Annotated in this window: 24 protein-coding genes; 3 read left to right on the top strand and 21 right to left on the bottom strand. The window is 61.4% G+C overall.

What is annotated here, in order from left to right:
* Positions 1-156 precede the first annotated feature (156 nt).
* The 6 genes from ACFORG_RS18585 to ACFORG_RS18560 all read right to left on the bottom strand — a co-directional run bounded on the left by ACFORG_RS18585 (position 157) and on the right by ACFORG_RS18560 (position 6,365).
* Positions 157-1,182, bottom strand: coding sequence for a diguanylate cyclase domain-containing protein (locus ACFORG_RS18585; RefSeq protein ID WP_386737036.1), 1,026 nt, complete (start codon positions 1,180-1,182; stop codon positions 157-159).
* Entirely contained in the window at positions 1,179-1,766 is a 588-nt protein-coding gene (locus ACFORG_RS18580; RefSeq protein ID WP_386737035.1) for a heme NO-binding domain-containing protein, read from the bottom strand. Before ACFORG_RS18580 ends, ACFORG_RS18585 begins: the two co-directional genes overlap by 4 nt.
* A gap of 78 nt (positions 1,767-1,844) precedes the next feature.
* Positions 1,845-3,602 (bottom strand): DUF4153 domain-containing protein, encoded by a 1,758-nt coding sequence (locus ACFORG_RS18575; RefSeq protein ID WP_386737034.1) that lies wholly within the window; start codon positions 3,600-3,602, stop codon positions 1,845-1,847.
* 94 nt (positions 3,603-3,696) lie between these two features.
* Positions 3,697-5,256, bottom strand: a complete 1,560-nt coding sequence (locus tag ACFORG_RS18570; RefSeq protein ID WP_386737054.1) for a trimethylamine methyltransferase family protein — start codon at positions 5,254-5,256, stop codon at positions 3,697-3,699.
* Positions 5,257-5,349: 93 nt separating this feature from the next.
* The gene (locus tag ACFORG_RS18565) at positions 5,350-6,069 is read right to left on the bottom strand and encodes an HAD family hydrolase (RefSeq protein ID WP_386737033.1); all 720 of its coding nucleotides are present in this window, start codon (positions 6,067-6,069) and stop codon (positions 5,350-5,352) included.
* A gap of 11 nt (positions 6,070-6,080) precedes the next feature.
* The gene (locus tag ACFORG_RS18560) at positions 6,081-6,365 is read right to left on the bottom strand and encodes a DUF3572 domain-containing protein (RefSeq protein ID WP_386737032.1); all 285 of its coding nucleotides are present in this window, start codon (positions 6,363-6,365) and stop codon (positions 6,081-6,083) included.
* 96 nt (positions 6,366-6,461) lie between these two features.
* On the opposite strand from ACFORG_RS18560, the gene ACFORG_RS18555 reads away from it, so the two are divergent.
* Positions 6,462-7,841 (top strand): diguanylate cyclase domain-containing protein, encoded by a 1,380-nt coding sequence (locus ACFORG_RS18555; protein ID WP_386737031.1) that lies wholly within the window; start codon positions 6,462-6,464, stop codon positions 7,839-7,841.
* Positions 7,842-7,844: 3 nt separating this feature from the next.
* Here the strand turns inward: ACFORG_RS18555 and ACFORG_RS18550 are convergent, their stop codons facing one another.
* Genes ACFORG_RS18550 through ACFORG_RS18535 form a run of 4 tightly spaced genes read right to left on the bottom strand, consistent with a single transcriptional unit; the run spans position 7,845 to position 9,740 of the window.
* Positions 7,845-8,273, bottom strand: coding sequence for a periplasmic heavy metal sensor (locus tag ACFORG_RS18550; RefSeq protein ID WP_386737030.1), 429 nt, complete (start codon positions 8,271-8,273; stop codon positions 7,845-7,847).
* A gap of 32 nt (positions 8,274-8,305) precedes the next feature.
* Positions 8,306-8,680, bottom strand: a complete 375-nt coding sequence (locus ACFORG_RS18545; RefSeq protein WP_386737029.1) for a hypothetical protein — start codon at positions 8,678-8,680, stop codon at positions 8,306-8,308.
* On the bottom strand, positions 8,655-9,269 hold the full coding sequence (locus ACFORG_RS18540; protein ID WP_386737028.1) for an RNA polymerase sigma factor: 615 nt from the start codon (positions 9,267-9,269) through the stop codon (positions 8,655-8,657). The genes ACFORG_RS18545 and ACFORG_RS18540 overlap by 26 nt, the downstream gene beginning before the upstream one ends.
* A gap of 9 nt (positions 9,270-9,278) precedes the next feature.
* Entirely contained in the window at positions 9,279-9,740 is a 462-nt protein-coding gene (locus ACFORG_RS18535; RefSeq protein ID WP_386737026.1) for an EF-hand domain-containing protein, read from the bottom strand.
* A 214-nt stretch (positions 9,741-9,954) separates the two neighbouring features.
* Here ACFORG_RS18535 and ACFORG_RS18530 point away from each other — a divergent pair, with 214 nt between their 5' ends.
* Together ACFORG_RS18530 and ACFORG_RS18525 are read left to right on the top strand one after the other, a co-directional pair.
* The gene (locus ACFORG_RS18530; RefSeq protein WP_386737025.1) at positions 9,955-10,350 is read left to right on the top strand and encodes a DUF983 domain-containing protein; all 396 of its coding nucleotides are present in this window, start codon (positions 9,955-9,957) and stop codon (positions 10,348-10,350) included.
* Between the two features lie 24 nt (positions 10,351-10,374).
* The gene (locus ACFORG_RS18525) at positions 10,375-11,094 is read left to right on the top strand and encodes an NUDIX hydrolase (protein ID WP_386737024.1); all 720 of its coding nucleotides are present in this window, start codon (positions 10,375-10,377) and stop codon (positions 11,092-11,094) included.
* A gap of 8 nt (positions 11,095-11,102) precedes the next feature.
* On the opposite strand, the gene ACFORG_RS18520 is transcribed toward ACFORG_RS18525, so the two are convergent.
* From ACFORG_RS18520 to nuoH, 11 genes are all read right to left on the bottom strand, one after another.
* Positions 11,103-12,770, bottom strand: coding sequence for a ribonuclease J (locus ACFORG_RS18520; RefSeq protein ID WP_386737023.1), 1,668 nt, complete (start codon positions 12,768-12,770; stop codon positions 11,103-11,105).
* Positions 12,767-13,546 (bottom strand): type III pantothenate kinase, encoded by a 780-nt coding sequence (locus ACFORG_RS18515; RefSeq protein WP_386737022.1) that lies wholly within the window; start codon positions 13,544-13,546, stop codon positions 12,767-12,769. Before ACFORG_RS18515 ends, ACFORG_RS18520 begins: the two co-directional genes overlap by 4 nt.
* Before the next feature lie 12 nt (positions 13,547-13,558).
* Entirely contained in the window at positions 13,559-14,308 is a 750-nt protein-coding gene (locus ACFORG_RS18510) for a biotin--[acetyl-CoA-carboxylase] ligase (protein ID WP_386737021.1), read from the bottom strand.
* Between the two features lie 111 nt (positions 14,309-14,419).
* Positions 14,420-15,862, bottom strand: coding sequence for an NADH-quinone oxidoreductase subunit NuoN (nuoN, locus tag ACFORG_RS18505; RefSeq protein ID WP_386737020.1), 1,443 nt, complete (start codon positions 15,860-15,862; stop codon positions 14,420-14,422).
* Between the two features lie 11 nt (positions 15,863-15,873).
* On the bottom strand, positions 15,874-17,415 hold the full coding sequence (locus ACFORG_RS18500; protein ID WP_386737019.1) for an NADH-quinone oxidoreductase subunit M: 1,542 nt from the start codon (positions 17,413-17,415) through the stop codon (positions 15,874-15,876).
* Complete coding sequence (gene nuoL, locus ACFORG_RS18495; protein WP_386737018.1) at positions 17,415-19,565, bottom strand: NADH-quinone oxidoreductase subunit L; 2,151 nt, start codon at positions 19,563-19,565, stop codon at positions 17,415-17,417. The genes ACFORG_RS18500 and nuoL overlap by 1 nt, the downstream gene beginning before the upstream one ends.
* 6 nt (positions 19,566-19,571) lie before the next feature.
* A complete protein-coding gene (nuoK, locus tag ACFORG_RS18490; RefSeq protein ID WP_386737017.1) occupies positions 19,572-19,877 on the bottom strand; it encodes an NADH-quinone oxidoreductase subunit NuoK in 306 nt (101 codons plus the stop codon).
* Positions 19,878-19,974: 97 nt separating this feature from the next.
* Complete coding sequence (locus ACFORG_RS18485; RefSeq protein ID WP_386737016.1) at positions 19,975-20,577, bottom strand: NADH-quinone oxidoreductase subunit J; 603 nt, start codon at positions 20,575-20,577, stop codon at positions 19,975-19,977.
* Positions 20,574-20,984 carry a carboxymuconolactone decarboxylase family protein gene (locus tag ACFORG_RS18480; protein ID WP_386737015.1) on the bottom strand — a complete coding sequence of 137 codons (411 nt, stop codon included), beginning with the start codon at positions 20,982-20,984 and terminating at the stop codon, positions 20,574-20,576. Before ACFORG_RS18480 ends, ACFORG_RS18485 begins: the two co-directional genes overlap by 4 nt.
* Positions 20,981-21,475: an NADH-quinone oxidoreductase subunit NuoI gene (gene nuoI, locus ACFORG_RS18475; RefSeq protein ID WP_386737014.1), complete on the bottom strand. Its 495-nt coding sequence runs from the start codon at positions 21,473-21,475 to the stop codon at positions 20,981-20,983. Before nuoI ends, ACFORG_RS18480 begins: the two co-directional genes overlap by 4 nt.
* 2 nt (positions 21,476-21,477) lie before the next feature.
* A complete protein-coding gene (gene nuoH / locus ACFORG_RS18470) occupies positions 21,478-22,515 on the bottom strand; it encodes an NADH-quinone oxidoreductase subunit NuoH (RefSeq protein ID WP_386737013.1) in 1,038 nt (345 codons plus the stop codon).
* Between the last annotated feature and the right edge of the window lie 3 nt (positions 22,516-22,518).

Raw genomic sequence — 22,518 nt, 5'->3', positions numbered from 1 at the left:
GCCGCGAGACGTCGAGCGGATCGACCGAGCAGGAATAGCCCGTCGGCGGGACCAAATCGCTTGGCCGAAATCTCTTGACTGAGAGAGACCCGTTACCGAAGTCCTGACCCTACGCGCTCGGCAAGTCGCTGATCCCGGATGACAAATCGCAATTTCTCAAGTTTCAGTATGGCAGGGAGCTTGGATCTCGTTATCAATTTCACCAAGCGTTTCTTGGTCGAAAAACCGGTGACACGCTTTACCCTGCCGCTTGGCTGCATAGAGCGCGATATCCGCCGCGTGCAGGATCTGCGCTCCATCAGGCGCGCGGAATTGAGCCGAAAGCGCCGTTCCAATGCTCGCCGAAATGCGGCAGATGTCATCGCCAAAAGGTATGGGCTCCTCCAGCCGCGCGATGAGCCTATCTGCGATGCCGTTCAACCGATCGCGATCATGCAGGTTGCGAAACATCAGAACGAACTCGTCCCCTCCGATGCGTGCCACGGTGTCGTCATTCCGGGTTTCTTCCACCATCAGCCGGGCAACATGTTGCAGCACGTGGTCCCCTGCGGCGTGACCGAGCGTGTCATTCACGGATTTGAAGTAATCAAGATCCAGATGCATCAAGGCGAACGGAGCACCGCTGGCCAGCAAGCGCGAAAGGATGTGGTTCATGGCTCTTCGGTTTTTCAAGCCGGTCAAAGTGTCGGTAAACGCCCGTTCTTCGGCAGCGATCATCGCACCCTGCAAGCGCTGATTCAGCGTACGAGATGCCTCCATGGCTGCGGACTTTGCCTCGACCAGGTAGAGGAGCTCGATCGCCAAATCCGTCGCCGAGAAATCTGCGCTGGAGAGGTCATAGTCTTTGACGGCCTCCAGGATAGAAATGCCAAAGGACAGGTTGACCACTGCGCCCTCGCCTCTGTCCAAGGGAACAATCTGGCCTTTCAAGGCGGTTTCCGGCTCGTCTCGAAAGCGCAGGTGGAGCTTGGCACCAGTCGATTCGAGCAACCCTGCCATCGAGGTGACTGAACGTGGCCGGATCAGCGCGAAATGGTCCAGAAACGGCTCACCGATCATGAGGGTTTCCGGGCGCAACTTCTGCAGCGTCGGACCGACATGCGTCACACGCCCGGCTCTGTCGAGCATAACATTCATCGGGCAGAGCCGGGCGAGCAACAACGACAGATCCTCTCGCCTCATCCCGTTCTCACCCCCAACTCAAAGCTTCGTCCTTCCGAAAATGCGCTTTCGACCAGCGTGATCGAGATAAGTTCCCCCTCACCCGCATGCCCCTCGTGTTCCAGCATGACCAAAGCACCGTAGTCGTCCGCCATGGTGCGAAGGATTCCCATCATCACGTACGAATAGCCCGGCAATCCCGGATGGCAGTTCAGAGTGAACCGGCCATGTGCATGTTCGTGCAGTTCGAGCGCCGGCAGTACCAGGTCCGAAACCGCAAGCCTTGCCCTGTCCGACAGATCATCGAGCGAGTGTAGGAACTCCAGGTAATTCACTCCGCCGAAACGCAACAACCTGCGCAGGGCCTCGGTGCTCGGGTTCGAGACGAGATACGTACCGAGATCTTCCAGTACCTCTTCCTGGGGCCGAGCGAGTTCCGAACAGATGGCGTCGAGCAGGCGGAGGGAAGTAGCGTCGTCATAGAGGAGCATTGCCTCGAACTCTACGAAGCCCAGCTGTGCGGCTTCGGTTATCCGAATCCAGCGATCGTGGCCATAATTGCCGCAAACGAAGGATTGTAAGGCTCTGTTGACCAGCCCGTGCATGTCCGTCCCCAGGTTCTGCGTTAACGAACTGTGCCTGGAAAATCCTTAACAAACCTCCAACACTTGACTTCTTTAGCGTCAATCACCCGGCGCAAGGACATGACCGCCGATAAAAAGAGCTTCCACACCGGACGGCGCGACAGAATATTCGCCATCCAGGGCGGCAGTCAGATCCTCGACCGATAGTGTCGGCCAGACCTCTTTCAGGGGATCGAACGCCCCACGCAATCGGGGTGCCTGGGGACGGTCATGCAAGATGTATGTCACGTCTACCTGCTGCTCGTCGACCCGGCTCAATATCATGCCTTGGGCATCCGCGGGTGCATTGGGCATGAAGGTACCCCGGATCAGCACGCAGCCGGGACGGCCATCAGGCAGGCTGCGCTGACACCCATCGATCAACGCCTCCAGTCGGAACTCCGGCAGACCTGCTATGTCAGAAGGGTTCAGCATTGCCCCCTCGGGACGGACGGGCAACAGGGTGAGCAACCGTTCGACTCGCCCCGGACGCCGTGCCGTAAGCGCCCCGCGATCATACGCAAATCGGCTTTCAGCCTCGCGCGCAAGCGCGACAAGGTCGGTCAATTCAGGGTCGGCCTGCGCCTCTAGCCGGGCAAGAGCCGCACGCCCTGCGCGCCCCCAATCGTTATGCATCTGCCAAAGCGGCAGTTCGCTCGCCTCCGTTTTGCCTTGGGCGAAACGGTCAAGCTGGCTATTGGCCGACATGCGATAGATCTGGACTGCAGGTGTCAGCCAAAGTGCAGAACCGAAGATGACGGCACCCGCCATCGCGACATTGATCATGCGAATGTACGAGGTCCAGCGCGCCCAAGGCGTCGCCAGCGCATAGAGTACGCAATAGGCCATCAGGAACGCCGCCACATATGCGGCCAACCAACGCTCCGGCGTCCAGCCATAGGCCGTGACCCGCAACACGATCGCCCAGAGTGCAAGCCCGGCCAGAAGCGGCACAAGTACGGCGAGGATTCGCGTGGCAAGTCGCAAACCGGGGCTTTCGACCTCGTGCGCGCGGTCCCGATCAAGTGCGGTCGAGATGAGGGTGATCGCGGCAATCGTCACCGCCATCAGTGTTCCTGCGGAGGAAAACTCGCCGAAAAGACGGGACAATCCGCGCAAAGGCAACGCCGCCAGGAACACCACGATGACGCCTAGAACCACGGGAACAAGCAGCCGTGTCAGGCGCAGCACGAGGAAAGGCGACAGCCTGTCCCGCAACTCGTGCAGAACAGCCAGAGCAAGTCCCATCACCGCACCGCTGAGCGTGAAGACGAGCCAGTCAGTGCGCAGCAATTGTTGCAACACGTCAATTTCGACCAGTTCCAACAACGCGCTGGACAGAAAGACAACTAGCCAGAATCCCAGCACGAAAACCGCTGCCAGGGCGTATCGGACGGTCAGTGTCCACGCCGTTTCGAACAGTTGCGCGTATGAGAAAACAGCGCTTCTGTCCTGTGCCCAGACCGAACAGAAAGGCGTTGCGAAAAAGACAAGGATCGCCCAGCCGACCAACATATGTGGCCTGTCAAGCACCTCGGTCGAGACCTCGTAGCGAAATCCGGCGACACTCAGCAACACGGTGGAGGGAACAACAACGAGAAGCGCGACCCACAAGGCCCGCGCCAAGGGGACCGGCCCGGCCAGAGCAAGCGCGACCGTGGCATAGCCGGTAACAAATGCGAATGCCGCCACGAAAAGCGCCGGGTCGATACCGGGATCGGTCCAGTGTTCGCTCAGCACCCACAACGCAGCGCCGGCGACCGCCCCGGCGAGCGCCATCAACAAGCGGTTCTCGATCTTCTGCCGGTCGCCGTCCATGTTCCGCGCCCTTTTGCGACTTCTCACAGGCAGCGTATCGACAGGCGGTGGCAACGACCAGAGAAAGGGCGCAAGGTCATGCGCGATTCAGCGGTCAGAAATCGGTGGGCGCGCCACCTTCGGACTTTCTGCGCGCGACGAAATCGGCAAGCTCTTCACGGATTCCGTCTTCCATCGGCGGCGGCTCGAAGCTGCCAATAATCTCCTTGAACTTGTGATGGGCGCGCTCGGCCGTCCAGATTCCGCCTGCCGCTTCCCAGCCTTCGTAATTCTTCCAGTCGCTCAGGAACGGCTGGTAGAACGCCGTGGTGTATCGGTCCTGCGTATGTTGGATTCCAAAGAAATGCCCTTCGTTTCCAACCGCCTTGATTGCGTCCAGCGCAATCTCGTCGGGGCCGGTCGCCACCACCTCCGGCTCCATGTAGCGCTGGATCTGCTGGAGAATCTCGCAATCCATGATGAACTTCTCCGGGCTGGCAATCAGCCCGCCCTCAAGCCATCCCGCCGCATGATACACCATGTTGGAGCGGCTCTGCACCGCAGCCCAGAGCGAATTGGACGTCTCCCACATCGCCTGTCCGTCCGGCACGTTTGCTGCGCAAACACCGGAGGAACGCATCGGCAAACCGTAGAACCGGGCCATCTGCCCTGTCATCTGGGTCGAGCGCATGTATTCCGGCGTCCCGAACGCGGGTGCACCGGTTTTCATATCCACGTTCGAGGTGAAGGTGCCGATCACGCAGGGAATACCTGGGCGGACGTACTGGAACAACGCGATGGCGCACAGCGCCTCGGCCAGCGATTGCGCAACGGCACCCGCCATCGTCACCGGGGCCATCGCCCCGGCCAGGGTAAATGGCGTCACCACGATTCCCTGCCCGCGCCGGGCCATCCGAAGGCAACCGTCGATCATCGGGTGGTCATGCTTGAGCGGCGACGTGGAGTTGATGTTGGTGTACATGCGCGGCGTGGCCTCGAACTCCTCGTCGCTCCACCCGCCGCCGATCCGCACCATCTCCATGACATCCTCGACGCGTTCCTTGCCGAGGCTGTAGGCATGCATGACCTTGTCGCTCAAAGTCAGCTTGTCATAAAGCACGTCGAGATGCCGGATGCTGGCATGGATATCAACCGGCTCTACCGGATAACCGCCGGCGAAATGGATGCAGTTGAAGTACTGCGTCAGCTTCAGCAGGTTGGCGCATTGCTCGCGCGTACCGGGCACCTTCCTTCCGATCTCCATATCCCAGTAATTCGGTGGCGACGAGACATTGCCGAATAGCAGCTTGTTGCCGCCGATCGTAATCTTTCGGTCCGGGTTGCGCGGCGTGATGGTGAATTCGCTTGGGGCCCGACCTACCATTTCCATGACGAAATCGCGATCCATCCGGACAAGGTCGCCCTCGACGCGGCACCCGGCTTCGCGCAGTATTCCCAGTGCTTCTTCGTTCAGGAATACGACACCGATCTCTTCGAGGATGCGCATCGCGCCGTCATGGATCGCCTGAATGCCGTCCTCGTCAAGCGGCTCTGTCGGACGGTCCGTATTGACCGGGATGCGCCAAGGCATCTGGTCGATCACCGCCGCCCCACGACGGGCCGCTGCCCCCGCACGACCACCGCCGCGTCGCTTGCGCGTCATAACATCTGCCATGGCAAAAACCTCCCACGCCGCCTTGTCCTCCAGAAGGCCAAAGCGTAGCGGCACCTGCCGTTCCGTTTGCGACGGGCGCAGTCGTTTTTGAGATCAGAGTCCGGAAATCTCGCTGCTGGGCCGGATCGCTTCCAACCATGACGGGATATGGCCGATATGCGGCAGGACGACATCCGCATGCGCTGAAAGGTCTGCCTCGCGTGCGATACCCGTCAGCACGCCAATCGTCCTCATACCAGCCGCTCGTCCTGCCAGAAGGTCGTGCAGGCTGTCGCCCACCATCGCCACGCGTTCCGGCGCAATGCCCACGTGGTCGGCAAAGGCCAGCAACTGTCCCGGCAACGGTTTCGCCCCGTAACCGCTGTCGAACCCGGCAATGAAGTCGAACCGATCCTGTACGCCTGCCGCCCCGAGATGTGCCAACGCCGGGGCCTCGGCATCGTTGGTGGCAACCCCGAGGCGCAAACCGCGGGTCCGCAGATCGCTCAGAAAAGTGACCAGTTCGACCGCTTCGACCTGCGGCGCACGTTCTGCCTCGTCATTCAACATGTCGACGATCTCGGCGCTGCTCATCCGCGGCAATTCAGGATACAGAACCTCGGCGATCTCGGCGGGCGTTGCCGCGATCACCACACTGTCGGGGGCAAAGGTTCCGGTCTCAAGCTCGAAGCCAAGCCGCGCACCAATCCGTTCGGCGCGGCTTGTGTCACCCTCGCTGATCCGCTCGATCAAAGCGCGCGCAAAGGCAGACCAGGTCGCTGCAAAATCAAACAGCGTGCCGTCCTTGTCGAAAATGATCGCCTCGATCGTCATCTCGCCTCCGATCAGGTCCAATGCGTGCCGGCCGCGCCCGCCAACATCGCCCGCGCTCGCTCCGGCCGGTCATAGGCAGTGCCCGTCGCATCACAAAAGGCGACCACCCAGAGATCGTCCATCACGAGGAAATCCAGAACGGAAACCAGGAAATCCCTATCCCCTGCCCGCGCGCGCAGGTCTGCCTCCGAGGCGCCAGTCGCGCCCAGGAAGACGGGCAACAGGTCTTCATTGGCGACAAGCCAGGCAAGTACGCCCAACGCAAGCGTTTCGGCGGCATCGGCGGAATTCGGCATATCGGGGATGGGTCCACGGTTTCGGAAAGGGTTTATTAACCAGTCTAATAAAGAGTTCGTAAAGAATTGGAAACAACTCTCGGAAGGGCTCTGGCGGTGAAGGGAAAGATACTGGTTCTCGACGGCGTCTCGACCAATCGTATCATGCTGAAAGTCCAGCTTGGGGCAGCCTGGTACGACGTTGTGCAGGGCGACCGGCTCGAGGGGATTGAAAAGCTGCTACGCCGGACCCGGCCCGACCTGATCCTGACGGCGATGAGCCTTCCTGACGGCAATGCCGTCGAGTTGCGCAAATTGCTGCAGGGCGAAGCCGACCTCGCCGATATCCCTGTCATTGCCATCACCGCACAGAACGACCGCACCGCCCGCCTCAGAGCGTTGGAGGCAGGAATCGATGACGTGATCGGCCAGCCATATGACGATGCGATGCTGCTGGCCCGTATCCGCAGCCTCCTTCGTTGTCATGGCCGCTCCGACGGGCTTCACGAAGGACGCCCCGAGATGGGCCTGTCAGAGCCTGCGGCACATTTCGACGTACCTCGAACCGCTGAAATCGCGCTGATCACCGACTCGGCCGACACCGGCGCTCTTTGGCGAAACTGGCTTGCACCGCATTCACGGCACCGCATCGCGCTGCATCGCGCCGACCGGGTGTTGAAAATGTTGAACCGTGAAAGCCCTGACGCTGTGGTCGTCGAAATCGACCGCACCGGCTCGGGTCTGCGCCTGCTGGCCGACCTTCGCGCCCGTGCCCTGACGCGCAATGCGGCCCTGATCGCTGTCGCTCCCGCTGGAGACGGAACCCTAGCCGCGGAAGCGCTTGATCGCGGGGCCGATGACGTGATGTCCCTAGGCTTCGGTGCCGAGGAACTGGCTTTGCGGCTTGAGACTCAGCTGCGTCGCAAGGCTCGCGCTGATGGGATGCGCAACTCGGTCCGCGAAGGCCTGCGCGCGGCCGTTCGCGATCCGATGACCGGGCTGCATAACCGCCGCTACGCGGCCCCTGCAGTCCACTCACTTCTTCGCGAAGCGCACGCCAAGGGCCAGGTCCTCGCGTTCATGTTGGCCGACCTCGACTATTTCAAACGGATCAATGACAGCTTTGGCCATGCTGCAGGCGACACCGTCCTGATCGAGACCTCCCGCCGCATGACGTCGCTGCTTGCGGACGGGGCCTTGGCAGCCCGCGTCGGAGGAGAGGAGTTTCTCTTGGCCCAACCTGTTCAGACGTCCGCCATGGCAGAGCAGCTGGCGTCAGACCTGTGTCACGCGATCGAATGCCGACCGTTTCTCCTGCCCGCAAGGGGGCAACCACTGTCGGTCACGATGAGTGTTGGCCTCGTTGTCACCGATCACCTCGTCGAAGATCCGCCAGAGGCACTCTTGGCCCGGTTGATGGACCAGGCCGACCGCGCTCTCTATGCAGCCAAGGGGTCGGGGCGCAATCGCGTGTCACGCGCCCTGCCCGCCGCCTGATACTCAGTTCCGTGGCTTGTGCCGGTTGGCCAGATCCTCGATCCTGTCAGCAAAAGCTGCCCTTTCCGGTCCCGGCATCTCGGCGATCAAGGCGACGACGCGCTGTTGCACGTCCAGGTGTCGGGCGCGCGTCGCCTCGCCTTGTTCTTGCAGTACCACCATGATGGGTGCTGGATCGAAGGGCTCGTTGCGCAAGGCTCCCAGCATCGTTTCCAGCGCATCGGCTTGTTCCAAGCGGCGTTCTCCACGTTGATCACGATTTTCCGCGCGCAACGCGCGGCGGTCATCCTCGGGCAATGCACGGTACAGGACAACGCCGAGTGAACGAGGGGGGCCATGACGGTCAGGACCGCCATGTCGAAGCAGTGCGCCAACCGCCACCCCCGCGACTGCCAAGTTCGCTGCCAGAGAGACACCAAGAAGAAGCCGCATCCACAGCGGACTCTTTCGTTCCGAAGCACCCATCAATTTCCCTCCGCCAGAAGCAGCGCCAGGTCCGTTCCTCCGAACAGGTCGGGCTCTTGCTCGCTTTCATAAACCAATTGCGCGGGATCGGGCATGAAGGCCGGCGGTGCCAACCCGACCCACAGACCGGCGGCACAAGCCGTTGCAAGACCTCCCATCCCCGTCCAACCGCCCAAGGCCTCGCGCAGTTGCGCCCAGATCGCGGGGCGGCGTTTGGGTTTGACCCGAGCAGCTTTCGCCCGGCCCGCCTGAACCTGCGCAGCATCCGCGACCATGCGATCGGCCAGCGCGGCAGGCATCCTTTCCCGCCGGGCCGCTGCAAACATTTCGTCGAGTTCCTTCTGGTCTTCAGCCATCAACATACCCCAGCTCATCTCGTCGCTCCTGCAGGCTGCGCGCCAAAGCCCGCTTGCCCCTTGCGGTCAAGCTTTCGACCGCCTCGACGCTGATATCCATGATCCCCGCGATCTCGGGATTTGTCAGTTCCTCGATGTGGCGCAAAACCACCGCCTGCCGCTGTCGCTCGGGCAGGCTCATAAGGGCCAATTGCAGCGCGTCGTTGCGTGCTGCCTCCTGCATGGAATCGGCGGCACTCCGCCCGCCATCCTCGGGTTCGGGCACCTCGTCCAGATGCACCGTCCGCCTGCGCCGTTTGAGGTCGAGGCACAGGTTCAGCACCACGCGGTACAGCCATGTCGATACACGCGCCTGGCCGTGTTGCCAGTCCCCGGCAGCGCGCCAGAGACGCATCATCGCCTCCTGTGCGACGTCCTCGGCCTCGGCCCGGTTACCCAACATCCGCATTGCCACCGAATAGGCCCGCGGGCCAAGTCGCCCGGTCAGCAGGCGCGCGGCCTCGGCATCGCCATTGGCGAACGCCACTATCAGCGCCCCATCGTCATGTGGGTCCGCGGCGGTCACTCCGCCGCGGCCTGTAGCCTTATCCGGGCCAGTGTCCTGCATCGGGCGCGATCACTCCTTCGCGGAATTGCCATGCCGCTTCATGCGGTGGTCCTTCATCCGCGCCTGGGCCTCTTCGAACTCGGCCTTGGAGATGCCGCCGCTGCCGTCGCGGTCGGCCCGATCGAACATCTTTCCGGCGCGCTCGTGCTTCGGCATCTCGGCCGGGTTCAGGAAACCGTCCTTGTCGGCGTCCAAATGCTCCATCATCCTTTGGGCTCGGACGTCAGCCCGTTGCCGAGCCTGGGCCTGCATCTCGTCCAGAGACAATTTTCCGTCGCCATCGGTATCCGCTTCCTGAAACCGCGCAGCGCGATGCCCTTCCATCTCGGCACGGGTGATCTCACCGTTGCCATCGGTATCAAGTTCCTCGAAGCTCATCATCTGGCGCCCTGGCCCCATGGCCAACGCCCCGCTTGCTGTCACCGCCATGGCGGCCAAAACGATCCCCGCGATAAAGCCTGCATGTTTCATCTGTCGGTCTTCCCTTGTCGTGTCGGTGTTGCGGTCCGCCGACGGCTCTTGCCGTCCGACCATACAGCTTCAACGCATGACACGGCCTTCTCCGTCGAAGGAAAACAAAAAATTTTCCACGCGACCGGATGTCTCCTTCCTTCCTGCAGATGAAATCTCTATCTCAGACTTCGACGGACCCAAACGGCCCGATCCCAGCAAAGCGAGGCAGAGCATGAGCGAACAAACCCTCCGCGGCGATCTGGCCGAACGCCCGATCTGGCCCGCCCTTTTTACCGGCTTTCGGCGCAAATGTCCCAATTGCGGCAAGGGAGCAATCCTGCACAGCTATCTCAAGGTGAATGACGCCTGCCCGGAATGCGGCGAGGAGTTGTACCATCACCGCGCGGATGACGGACCGGCCTATCTGACCATCCTGATCGTGGGCCACTTGATGGCGCCACTTCTGCATATCGCATACGTCCAATGGCGCCCCGAGCCGCTTACACTATTCGCGATCTTTGCCCTTGGGTGTCTGGCGCTTTCGCTCTACCTTCTGCCGAGATTGAAGGGAGCGGTGGTCGCCTTCCAATGGGCGCGGCGCATGCACGGGTTCGACAAGACCACCTGACCCTTCGCCGGGTCAGGAGGATACATGAACGGACAAGCCACCACGGTTCAGGACAAGAGCGCGATCAGAAACGCGGCCACAGTCATCGTGCTGCGCGACCGGATGGACGAACCGGCTATCCTGATGGGCCAGCGCGGCGCCAAGGCGGCGTTCATGCCGAACAAGTTCGTCTTTCCCGGTGGCGCCATGGATGCGGGCGACGCGAACATACCGCTGGCAACCCCTCTGCCCGAGATCTGCCGCGAAAGGCTGGTCGAACAGTCCGAGGCAGACCTCGCCCATCCGCTAGCCGCCGCCGCCATCCGCGAACTGTGGGAAGAGACGGGCCTGATACTCGGCACGCCCGGCGAATGGTCGGGCACCGTGCCAGGCGACTGGCAGAGCTTTGCCGCGACCGGTCACCTACCGGCGGCGCATGGCTTGCAATTCGTATTCCGGGCGCTGACGCCGCCGGGCCGGCCCCGCCGTTTCGACGCGCGGTTCTTCCTTGTCGACGCCAGCGAGATCCAGGGCGATCTGGATGATTTCACCCACGCTTGCGACGAGCTATCGCATCTGCAGTGGATCCCGCTGAAAGATGCGCGCAAGTTCGACCTGCCCTTCATCACCGAGGTGGTGCTGGCCGAGGTCGGCGCGCGGGCCCGAGACCCAGAACCGCCCGCCTCGGTGCCCTATTTCCGCAACAATGACGAGGCGAGCCTGTTTCTGCGACTGCACGGTTACCCGATGCCCGACACGCACTAAAGAACGCCTCAGCGCATCCGGCTGATGACGACCGTCACCTCGGGCTTTTTGCCGATTTCAGTTTGCGCCGTCTGGCGTGCGATGCGGCGCAGGGCCTCCTCCAGCTTGTCATCGTCGCGCAGCGTTTTCGGGTCCGCCCGCATCAGGAACTGGTTGAGGTCTTCCTCCATCACCTCGACCAGCGCAGCGCGAGAGTTTCCGGTCTCTGCCAGCCCCATCGTATCGCACCACGGCTCGCCAAGCGGCTCGTCCCCTTCATCGAGGATAACGGTAATCGTGACATGCCCGTTGAGAGCCATCCGGATTCGGTCGCGGATGACCCCGTCCAACGCACCAACCTGTATCGAGCCATCCAGATAGGTCCGCCCCGTCTCGATGTATTCGGCCACCTTGGGCGCATTTCCCGACAGGTCCAGCATCATACCGTTCACGGCAACGATCCCGGTGCGCCCGTTGGCTTCGGCCAGTTTGACATGCTCGCGCAAGTGACGGTGTTCGCCATGCATCGGAACGATCATCTGCGGATCGACGATCTGGTGCATCCGCTCCAGATCGGGACGGTTGGCGTGACCCGATACGTGATACAGGCCCGAGCTGTCATCCACGACATCCACGCCCTTTTCACTCAACTGGTTGATGATACGGATCACATCCCGCTCGTTTCCGGGAATCGTCTTGGACGAAAACAGGAAAAGATCGCCCTCCTTCAGTTCGATCCCGCGATACTTGCCGCGCGAAAGCTGTGCACTGGCGGCACGTCTTTCCCCCTGGCTGCCGGTCACGATCAGCATCAGGTGATTGCGCGGGATGTCCTGTGCCTCTTCCGGTCCGATCACGCGGGGAAAATCGGTCAAGACACCAGTCTCAATCGCTGCCTCGATCATGCGTCTCATCGCCCGGCCAAGCAGAACGATCGACCGTCCGGCCCGCTCTCCGGCCTCGGCCAGTGTCTTGACCCGCGCCACGTTCGAGGCGAACGTCGTGGCGACGACCATACCGTCGGCCTGCTCGACCAGCTTGGTGAGTGCAGGTCCCAGCTCCGACTCGGACCGCCCCGCATGGGTCGAGAATACGTTGGTCGAGTCGCAGATCAACGCCCTGACCCCGGGCTTTGCAATGGCCGACCACAGGTCAGGATCAAAGGGTTCACCAACGACTGGTTCAGGGTCGATCTTGAAATCGCCCGAATGCACGACACGGCCTGCCGGGCTGTCAATGACCAGTCCGTTGCTTTCCGGGATCGAATGCGAGATCGGCGCAAAGCTTACTGTGAACGGTCCCGCAGTCACGGTTTCAGGCCATGGCTCCACTTCACGTACCGCGTCCTGCGGTTGTCCGCGCTCCTCCATCTTGCGACGGGCAAGATTCGCCGTGAAGGCACGGGCGTAAATCGGCGCGCGTAGCTCTTCGTAACACAGCGACACGGCGCCCAGATGATCCTCATGAGCGTGGGTGACGAAGATCGCCTCCAGCCGGTCCCGGCGCTCTTTCAGCCAGGTCATGTCGGCAAAGATCAGGTCAACCCCCGGTGTGCTGTCCATATCCGGAAAGGCCACGCCAAGATCGACAAGGATCAGTCGCTCCTCATCGGGTTTTCCATAGCCGTAAACATAGGCGTTCATGCCGATCTCGCCGGCGCCGCCGAGCGGTAGGTAAATCAGTCGTTCATTGCTCATGCCGAGCCATTTTCCTTGTTATAGCGATGAATCACGGTCAGGCCGTGCATCGTCAAATCATCCTCGAAGGCGTCGAACAGGTCGGCGGTCTGCTGAAACAGCGGGGCCAGCCCACCTGTCGAAACCACCTTCATCGGTGTGCCGTACTCGCCCTTGATGCGCGAACAGATCTCACGCACCAGCCCGACATATCCCCAGAACACGCCGGATTGCATGCATTCCACCGTGTTGGTGCCAATGACCTTTTGCGGTTTCGAGATGTCGACATGCGGCAGGGCCGCCGCAGCCAGGTGCAAGGCTTCGAGGCTCAGGTTCACACCCGGCGCGATCACCCCACCCACGTAAGCACCGTCACTTGCCACCACGTCAAAGGTCGTCGCGGTACCAAAATCCACCACGACCAAATCGCCGCCATGGCGGTCATAGGCACCCGCCGTATTCACCAGACGGTCCGGGCCGACCTGCGTCCCCTCGTCCACGCGCGGGGCAAAGGGCAAAAGGCATTCGGGCTTGCCCACGACAAGCGGCCGGCACCCAAAGAACCGGTCGGCAAAGACACGCAGGTTGAACACGACACGCGGCACGGTGGACGAGATGATGACGTCCGTGATGTCCGGCTCGATCCCATAATGCTTCAGAAGGGTAGAAAACCAGGTGAAATAGGCGTCGGCCGTCCGCGCATGATGGGTCGACGTTCTGAGCGTGCACAGGAAACGCTCGCCATCCCAGATCGAGAAGACGGTGTTAGTATTGCCGCAATCAATGGCCAGCAGCATCGCCCGCCCCCTTCAGAAGTAGATGTCCGCAGCCGGTATGCTCACCCGGCCTTCGGCGGTGTTTAGGACAAGGTTGCCCTGCTCGTCCACCGTCTCGAACGTTCCGGTGGTCTCACTGCGCCCGGTACGCGCGGTGATCACTTCGCCCAGTCTTGCGGCCCGGTCCAACCAGGCCAAACGGATCGGCCCAAAACCATGCGTCCTGAACTGCGTTTCGAACCGGGCATAAGCCGCGGCCAGTTCGGTCAGAAACTCGTCTGGTGTCACGGCCACACCTGTCTCGGATAGGAGTGAAACCGGCCGAACCGCTCCGGGTTCCACCACCTCGGGCGCGGGCGCTTCGGCAAGGTTCACGCCGATGCCGATGGCCAGATGCCCCAGTCCCTGACCACTCCCACTGCTTTCAAGCAGGATACCGGCCAGTTTACCCCCGTTCAGCAAGACATCATTCGGCCATTTCAGGGCGAGGCCCTGCGCCCGCCCGGTAGCAGCGACCACGGCGTCGAACAGGGCAAGGGCCGCCACGAAACTGCGCAACGCCGCCTGTGCAGGTGTTCCCTCGGGTCGCATCACGAGGGTCGAGGACAGGTTTCCCGCCGGATCAGCCCATGCCCGGGCGCGTCGTCCGCGGCCTTTGGTCTGCCGCCGCGCCATGATCCAGACCGGCCCCGCCATCCGTGGAGCGATCCGTGCAGCCTCGTCAAGTGTGCTGTCGACCTCCTCCAGCACGTGCAGACCATATCCGTCTGGCCACGCGCTCATGATGGCTGTCCTGTTTCGCGCCGGGTTCTGCAAACGCCCAAGGTTCGTTCATTGGACACCGGGCACCCGCATAAAGTACCGACGCTGCCGGCGCGCCCTTTCGGCATCGGATCAGTTGACAAGCGTCGCTGCCGCTGCCGCTGCCGCACCTTCGATGCCGAACTGGTACACAACCCCGACGAGCATCAGCGCGGCAGAGGCCATCAGTGCCCCCCAAAGGATCGGCGTCGACCGCGTATCGATCGGCTGATCGTTTTCGGCCCCGAAATACATGTAGAACACGATCCTGAGGTAATAATACGCCCCGATGACCGACGCGATGGCCGAGGCGATCACCAGCCCAGTAAGATCCGCCGCAACACCTGCTTGCCACACACCGAACTTGGCGAAAAAACCCAGCATCGGCGGCACGCCCGCAAGCGAAAACATCAGGATCAGCACTGCCAGCGCCGCGCCGGGTTCGCGCCGCGCGTATTGCCGCAAGGCGTCGATATCGGTGACCGGCTTGCCATCGCGCTCCATCATCAGGATAAAGGCAAAGGTGCCCACGTTCATCGTGACATAAACGGCAAGGTAGATCAGCATCGCCTGCACACCTGCCGCGGTCCCGGCCGCCAGACCGATCAGCGCATACCCCATATGCGCGATGGACGAAAAGGCCATCAGGCGCTTGATGTCGCGCTGCCCGATCGCCGCGATACCGCCCAGGAACATCGACAAAACCGACAGCAGAACGATAACCTGCTGCCAATCCGCCACCGCGCCGCCAAAGGCGTCATGCAGGAGGCGGGCGAACAGAGCCATCGCCGCAACCTTGGGTGCCGTGGCGAAAAAGGCGGTAACCGGTGTCGGTGCACCCTCATAGACGTCCGGTGTCCACATATGGAACGGGACGGCCGAGACCTTGAAGGCCAGGCCCGATATCAGAAAGATCAGACCGAATAGCAGACCAAGCGAAACTTCGCCCGCCGTCGCGGTCTGGATGATCCCGGAAAACAGCGTCGTGCCGGCATAGCCGTAGACAAGCGATGCACCGTAGAGAAGCAGGCCCGAGCTCAAAGCGCCAAGCACGAAATACTTGAGACCAGCCTCGGTCGATTTGGCGCTGTCACGACGCAGCGAGGCAACGACGTAAAGCGAAAGCGACTGCAGCTCGAGCCCCATATAGAGCGCCATCAAGTCGCCGGCGCTGACCATCATCATCATCCCGACAGAGGCCAGCGCGATCAGCACAGGGTACTCGAACCGCAGCAGGCCGCGGCGATGCATGTATTCCTGGCTCATCACCATGACGATTGCCGCGGACAGCAGGATGGCAACCTTGGCGAAACGGGCAAAGCCGTCATCGACGAACATGCCGCCAAAGGCCACGTTGACGCCCTCGCCGCTCATCGCGATCCAGATCGCCAGCACGGCCATGATGCCGGCAGTTACCCAAGTCAGGACCGGGGCCAGCGCATCCTTTGTCGTATAGACCGCGCCAATCAATGCCAGCATGGCGTAAACGGCCAGGATGACCTCGGGCAGGATCACGCTCAGATCGGACTGGATCATCTCCGTCCCCCTCAATTCGCAGCGTGCTGGGTCGCGGCCTCGGCCGCCGCCAGCGCGGAGTCATAGTTCTGTACAAGCGCCTCGGTCGACGGACCGATCACATCGGTCACCAGCGACGGGTAGACGCCCAACAGGATGGTCATCACGATAAGCGGGGTAAATATCGCCCGCTCGCGCGTGTTCATGTCGGTGATCGCCTTCAGGCTCTCCTTGATCAGGTCGCCGAACACGACCCGCCGGTAGAGCCACAGCGCGTATCCCGCCGAGAAGATCACACCGGTCGCGGCCACGGCGGTCACCCAGGTGTTGACCTGGAAGGCACCCATCAGAGTCAGGAATTCACCGATGAAACCGCTCGTGCCGGGCAAGCCGACATTTGCCATGGTGAACAGCATGAAGACCAGCGCGTAGGCAGGCATCCGGTTCACCAGCCCGCCATAGGCGTCGATGTCGCGCGTGTGCATCCGGTCATAGATCACGCCGACGCACAGGAACAGCGCCGCCGAGATGAACCCATGGCTAAGCATCTGGAAGATCGCGCCATCGACACCCTGCTGGTTCGCGGCAAAGATACCCATCGTGACAAAGCCCATATGCGCGACCGAGGAATATGCGATCAGCTTCTTCATGTCTTCCTGCACCAGCGCAACCAGCGAAGTGTAGACCACAGCGATCGCCGAGAGCCACAGGATGAAGGTGCTCATCACCTCCGTCCCCACCGGGAACATCGGCAGCGAGAAACGCAGAAACCCGTAGCCGCCCATCTTCAAAAGGATCGCGGCCAGCACGACCGACCCCGCCGTCGGCGCCTGAACGTGCGCGTCGGGCAGCCAAGTATGAACCGGCCACATCGGCATCTTGACCGCGAAGCTCGCAAAGAAAGCGAGGAACATCAGGGTCTGGGCTCCGCCGACGATATAGAGGCCGAGCACCGAGAACCCTTCGGAGGAGAACTGATGACTCATCAGCGCCTCGATATCGGTCGTTCCCGCATCGGCATACATCGCAACCATGGCCACCAGCATCAGAACCGAGCCGAGGAAGGTGTAGAGGAAGAACTTGAACGACGCATAGATGCGGTCCTTGCCGCCCCAGATACCGATGATCAGGAACATCGGGATCAGCCCCGCCTCGAAGAACAGGTAGAACAGCACCAGATCGAGCGCCATGAACACGCCCAGCATCAGCGTCTCAAGCAGCAGGAACGCGATCATGTATTCCTTGACGCGGGTCGTGACCTCCCAACTGGCGAGGATGGTCAGCGGCATGATGAAGGTGGTCAGCAAAACGAACAGAACGCTGATGCCATCCACGCCCATCTTGTATTTCAGGCCGAACATCCACTCGGCCTCTTCCACCATCTGGAAGCCCGTGTCGTTCGGATCGAAACCCGTGTAGATCCCGATGGAGACGAGGAAGGTCACAGTTGTCGCAAACAGCGCCACCCATTTGGCGTTCTTTTGCGCCGCGGCATCCTCGCCCCGCAGGAACAGCGCAAGAATGGCCGCCGCGAGCGCCGGGATGAAGGTGACGATGGAAAGGATGTTATCCATTATTGCGCTCCCCCGCCGATCGACATCCAGGTGACAAGCGCGGCGATGCCCAGCACCATGTAGAAGGCATAGGTGAAGATATATCCCGACTGCGCCCGGCCCGCGAGGCGGGTCAGGTAAGGCACGATCCCCATCGACACGCCGTTGATCGCCCCGTCGATCGTGTTGCCGTCACCCCGTTTCCACAGGAAGCGCCCGATCATCACGGCGGGTTTGACGAAGACGACGTCGTAAAGCTCGTCGAAATACCACTTGTTTTTCAGGAACAGGTAGAGAGGCCGCTGGTTCTCGGCCAGGCGACCGGGAAGCGACGGGTTAACGATGTAGAACAGGTAGGCCAGGCCAAGCCCAAGAACCATCGCCACGAACGGCGAAACCTTGACCCATTTCGGCGCCGCATGCGCATCGTCCAGCACGGTGTTGTCGGGCGCCATGTACAAAGCCCCCTCACCCGGTTGCCCGACAAAGGCGTAGTGATGGTCGCCGCCATGCCCGTCTCCGTGTTCCTCGCCATGTGCCTCGTCCGAGGCGTGCGCACCCTCCTCGGCATGGGCATCGGTCGAAACCGTATCCTCGCCGGAGGCTCCATGCGCCGCGTCCTCGCCATGCGCTCCGGCTTCGGCGACGGGGATCCCGTAGAACTTGCCGACCTGGTCCGCGTGACCAAAAAAGTTGCTGTACCAGATCATCCCGGCAAAGACCGCGCCCACGCTCAGCACACCGAGCGGAACCAGCATCACCCTGGGGCTTTCATGCGCGTGTTCGTGCGTATGCCGATCACCCCGCTGCTCGCCGTAAAAGGTCAGGAAGATCAGGCGCCAGGAATAGAAAGAAGTCATGGCCGCCGCGATCACAAGAAGCCAGAACCCGTATCCCGACCCACCGGCATAGGCGCTTTCGATGATGGCGTCCTTGGACAGGAACCCGGCAAAGCCGATGGTCGTCAGCGGGATACCTACACCGGTGATCGCGAGCGTGCCGATCATCATCGCCCAGAAGGTATAGGGGATCTTCTTCCGCAACGCGCCATAGTTCATCATGTCCTGTTCATGATGCATCGCGTGGATGACAGAACCGGCCCCGAGGAACAGAAGCGCCTTGAAGAAGGCATGCGTGAACAGGTGGAACATGGCCGCCGAATACATGCCGACACCGGCCGCCACGAACATGTAGCCGAGCTGCGAACAGGTCGAGTACGCGATCACACGCTTGATGTCCGTCTGGACAAGCCCCACGGTCGCCGCGAAAAACGCGGTCGTTGCGCCCAGCACGGTGATAAAGGCCGCAGCACCATCTGCGAACTCGTAAAGCGGCGACATCCGGCAAACGAGAAACACGCCCGCCGTGACCATCGTTGCGGCATGGATCAGCGCCGATACCGGTGTCGGGCCTTCCATCGCGTCGGGCAGCCAGGTGTGCAGGATCAGCTGCGCCGACTTGCCCATCGCACCGATGAACAGCAGGATCCCGACCACCTCGACCGCCGACCATTCACCCCAGAGGAAAGTCAGCTGTGTCTCCGCCAACTCGGGCATCGCGGCGAAAATGTCGTCGAAGCTGATGCTGTCGACAAGGAAGAACAGCGCAAAGATCCCCAGCGCATAGCCGAAATCGCCGACCCGGTTGACGATGAAGGCCTTCATCGCCGCGGCATTTGCGCTTGGCTTGCGATAGTAGAACCCGATCAGCAGATAGGATGCGACGCCCACGCCTTCCCACCCAAAGAACATCTGAACGAGGTTATCCGCCGTCACCAGCATCAGCATCGCGAAGGTGAAGAACGACAGGTAGGCAAAGAAGCGCGGTTTGTACGTCTCGCCGGTCCGAAAGTTCGCGTCATGATCCATGTAGCCGAAGCTGTAGAGATGCACGAGCGCCGATACTGTGGTCACCACGATCAGCATGATCGCGGTAAGCCGGTCCAGACGGATCGCCCAGGAGGTTGAGAGCGAACCGCTTTCGATCCAGCGCAGGATCTCGATCTGCTGGGTTTCGCCGTTGAACGAGAAAAAGACGATCCAGCTCAGAAGGCAGGCGAGGAACAAAAGCCCGGTAGCCGTCCAGAGCGCCGCCTTTTCACCTATGAACTTCCAGCCGAAGCCGCAGATGATCGCGCCCACCAGCGGGGCGAAGAGGATGATGGTTTCCATGGCGGCTTACCCCTTCATCACGTTGACGTCTTCGACCGCGATGGTGCCGCGATTACGGAAGAAACAGACAAGGATCGCCAGACCGATCGCGGCCTCGGCAGCGGCCACCGTCAGAACGAAGAGAGTGAAGACCTGGCCGACCAGATCCCCGAGAAAGGCGGAAAAGGCGACAAGGTTGATGTTCACCGCAAGCAGCATCAGCTCGATGCTCATCAGCAGGATGATCACGTTCTTTCGATTGAGAAAGAGCCCGAAAATCCCGATGACGAACAGCACCGCCGCCACCGTCAGGTAATGTTCCAATCCGATCATCTAACGTCCCTCCGGGCTTGCTACCCGTTGCAATATCCATTCGCCACCGAAACCGCGGTGATGATCCCCGCAGCGGCGACGTTCCGGGAGCGCGCGGTCACAGCCCCTGCCCCGGTTTCACGTCTTTCAGTTCCATCGCCTTGGCCGGATCGCGATAGATCTGAGCAAGGATGTCCTGCCGCTTGATATCGCTGCGGTGGCGCAGGGTCAGCACGATGGCCCCGATCATCGCAACCAGCAGGATCAGACCGGCCAGTTGGAAGAGCAGGAAATACTGGTCATAAAGGATGACGCCCAAGGCCTCGGTGTTGTGGCGTTCGGTCGGCACGGGCTGCGCCATGTTCTGGGCGGCAAGCGGTGCGCTTTCCCACGCGCCAAAGGCCATGACGAACTGCATGAGGATGACGACACCGATCAGCAGGGCCAGCGGCATGTATCGCGCCATTTCGGCCTTCAACTCGGCGAAATCCACGTCCAGCATCATCACGACGAAAAGGAACAGAACCGCAACCGCGCCGACATAGACGATCACAAGAAGCATCGCCACGAACTCGGCGCCCAGCAGCACGAACAGCCCGGCTGACGAGATGAATGCAAGGATCAGCCAAAGCACCGAATGAACCGGTTGGCGCGAGATCACGGTAAACAGGCCCCCGGTGACGGTGCTGATCGCGAAGAGGTAAAAGGCGAAGGCGCTCATTGGTCGGTGTCCTCTTTCTCGTCCATCACTTCCTTGGCCAGGTCCAGTGCACGGGTCATCGCGGGAATGCCGGCAAAGACCGACATCTGCCCGATCGCCTCGACGATTTCCTGCTTGCGCGCGCCCGCCTCGATCAGGTGGCGCACGGTTTGGCGAACGGCCGTATCAGCCTGCGCGCCCTGCATGGTCAACCCGGCCAGCGTCAACAAAAGGCGGGTCTTGGCGTCCAGCCCCTCCTTGTTGACTGCATTGCCGAACATCATCTCCATCATGTCCTTGGGCATGGTCGGCCAAAGCGCCTCGAACCCCTTGGGCGAAAAGCTTTCGAGCGCCGGGTTCATCGCCCGCGCCATCTCATGCGCCTGCTGCATCATGACCTCGAAGGGGTTCCTGGGCGTCTCGCTCATCGGTATGGCGCATCCAGTTCGAGGTTGCGGGCAATCTCGGCTTCCCACCGCTCGCCATTCTCCAGCAGCTTCTGCTTGTCATAGAACAGCTCTTCGCGTGTCTCCGTCGCGAACTCGAAGTTCGGCCCCTCGACGATGGCATCAACCGGGCAGGCCTCCTGGCAAAAACCGCAATAGATGCACTTGGTCATGTCGATGTCATAGCGCGTGGTGCGTCGGCTGCCGTCCTCGCGCGGCTCTGCATCGATGGTGATCGCCTGCGCGGGACAGATCGCCTCGCACAGCTTGCACGCGATGCAGCGCTCCTCGCCATTGGGATAGCGGCGCAGCGCGTGCTCGCCCCGGAACCGCGGCGACAGCGGCCCCTTCTCATGCGGATAGTTCACGGTTGCCTTGGGCGCAAAGAAGTACTTCAGCCCCAGCTTCATGCCCTGCCAGAAATCCTGCAGCAAAAAGTACTTGGCTGCACGGGTATAGTCGATCTGCGTCATGCTTAACCTCCAATCGGCCAGCGGGCGAAGGCGCCCCAGAACCAGTCGAAACGGGCCGCGAATGCGACAAAGACCACCCAGAAGAGGCTGAACGGAAGGAACACCTTCCATCCCAGCCGCATCAGCTGGTCATAGCGATAGCGCGGCGTGATCGCCTTCACCATCGCGAAGAGGAAGAAGAAGAATGCCATTTTGGCGATCATCCACAGAACGCCGTCAGGCAGCCCCGGGATGGGCGACAGCCAGCCACCGAAGAACAGCAGCGATGTCAGCGCGCACATCAGGAAGATGGCGATGTATTCGCCGGCCATGAACAGCAGGAACGGCGTCGAGGAATACTCGACCTGGTAGCCTGCCACCAGTTCCGACTCCGCTTCGGGAAGGTCGAAAGGAGGCCGGTTCGTCTCGGCCAGCGCCGAGATGAAGAACAGGAAGACCATCGGCAGATGCGGCAGCCAGTACCAGTTGAAAAAGCCCAGATTGCCGTCCTGTGCCGCGACGATGGCACCGAAATTCATCGATCCGGTCGAGATGATGACGCCGATGATGATCAGGCCGATGGACACCTCGTAAGATATCATCTGCGCCGCCGAACGCAGGCTCCCCAGGAACGGGTATTTCGAGTTCGAGGCCCAGCCCCCCATGATCACGCCGTACACCTCAAGCGAGGAAACCGCGAAGACATAGAGAATGGCCACGTTGATGTCGCTGACGACCCACCCGTCGTTGAACGGGATCACCGCCCAGGCCATCAGCGCCAGAACGAAGCTCGCCATCGGTGCAAGGATGAACACGGTGCGATCCGCACCCGCCGGGATAACGACCTCCTTGACCACGTATTTCAGCGCATCGGCCACCGTCTGCAACAAGCCATAGGCGCCCACGACGTTCGGCCCGCGCCGCATCTGAACGGCGGCCCAGATCTTGCGGTCGCCGTAGACTAGGAAGAGCATCGATAGCATCACGAAACCCACGACCGCCAGCACCTGCGCCAGTATGATCAGAGCTATGCCGCCCGGGGTGGTAAAGAATTCAGCCATAGG

It is taken from the genome of Lutimaribacter marinistellae (assembly GCF_042648365.1).
In the GTDB taxonomy this organism is placed as follows: Bacteria; Pseudomonadota; Alphaproteobacteria; order Rhodobacterales; family Rhodobacteraceae; genus Lutimaribacter_A; species Lutimaribacter_A marinistellae.
The sequence above is the reverse complement of the archived record's forward strand: the minus strand, read 5'-3'. Positions and strand labels throughout refer to the sequence as shown.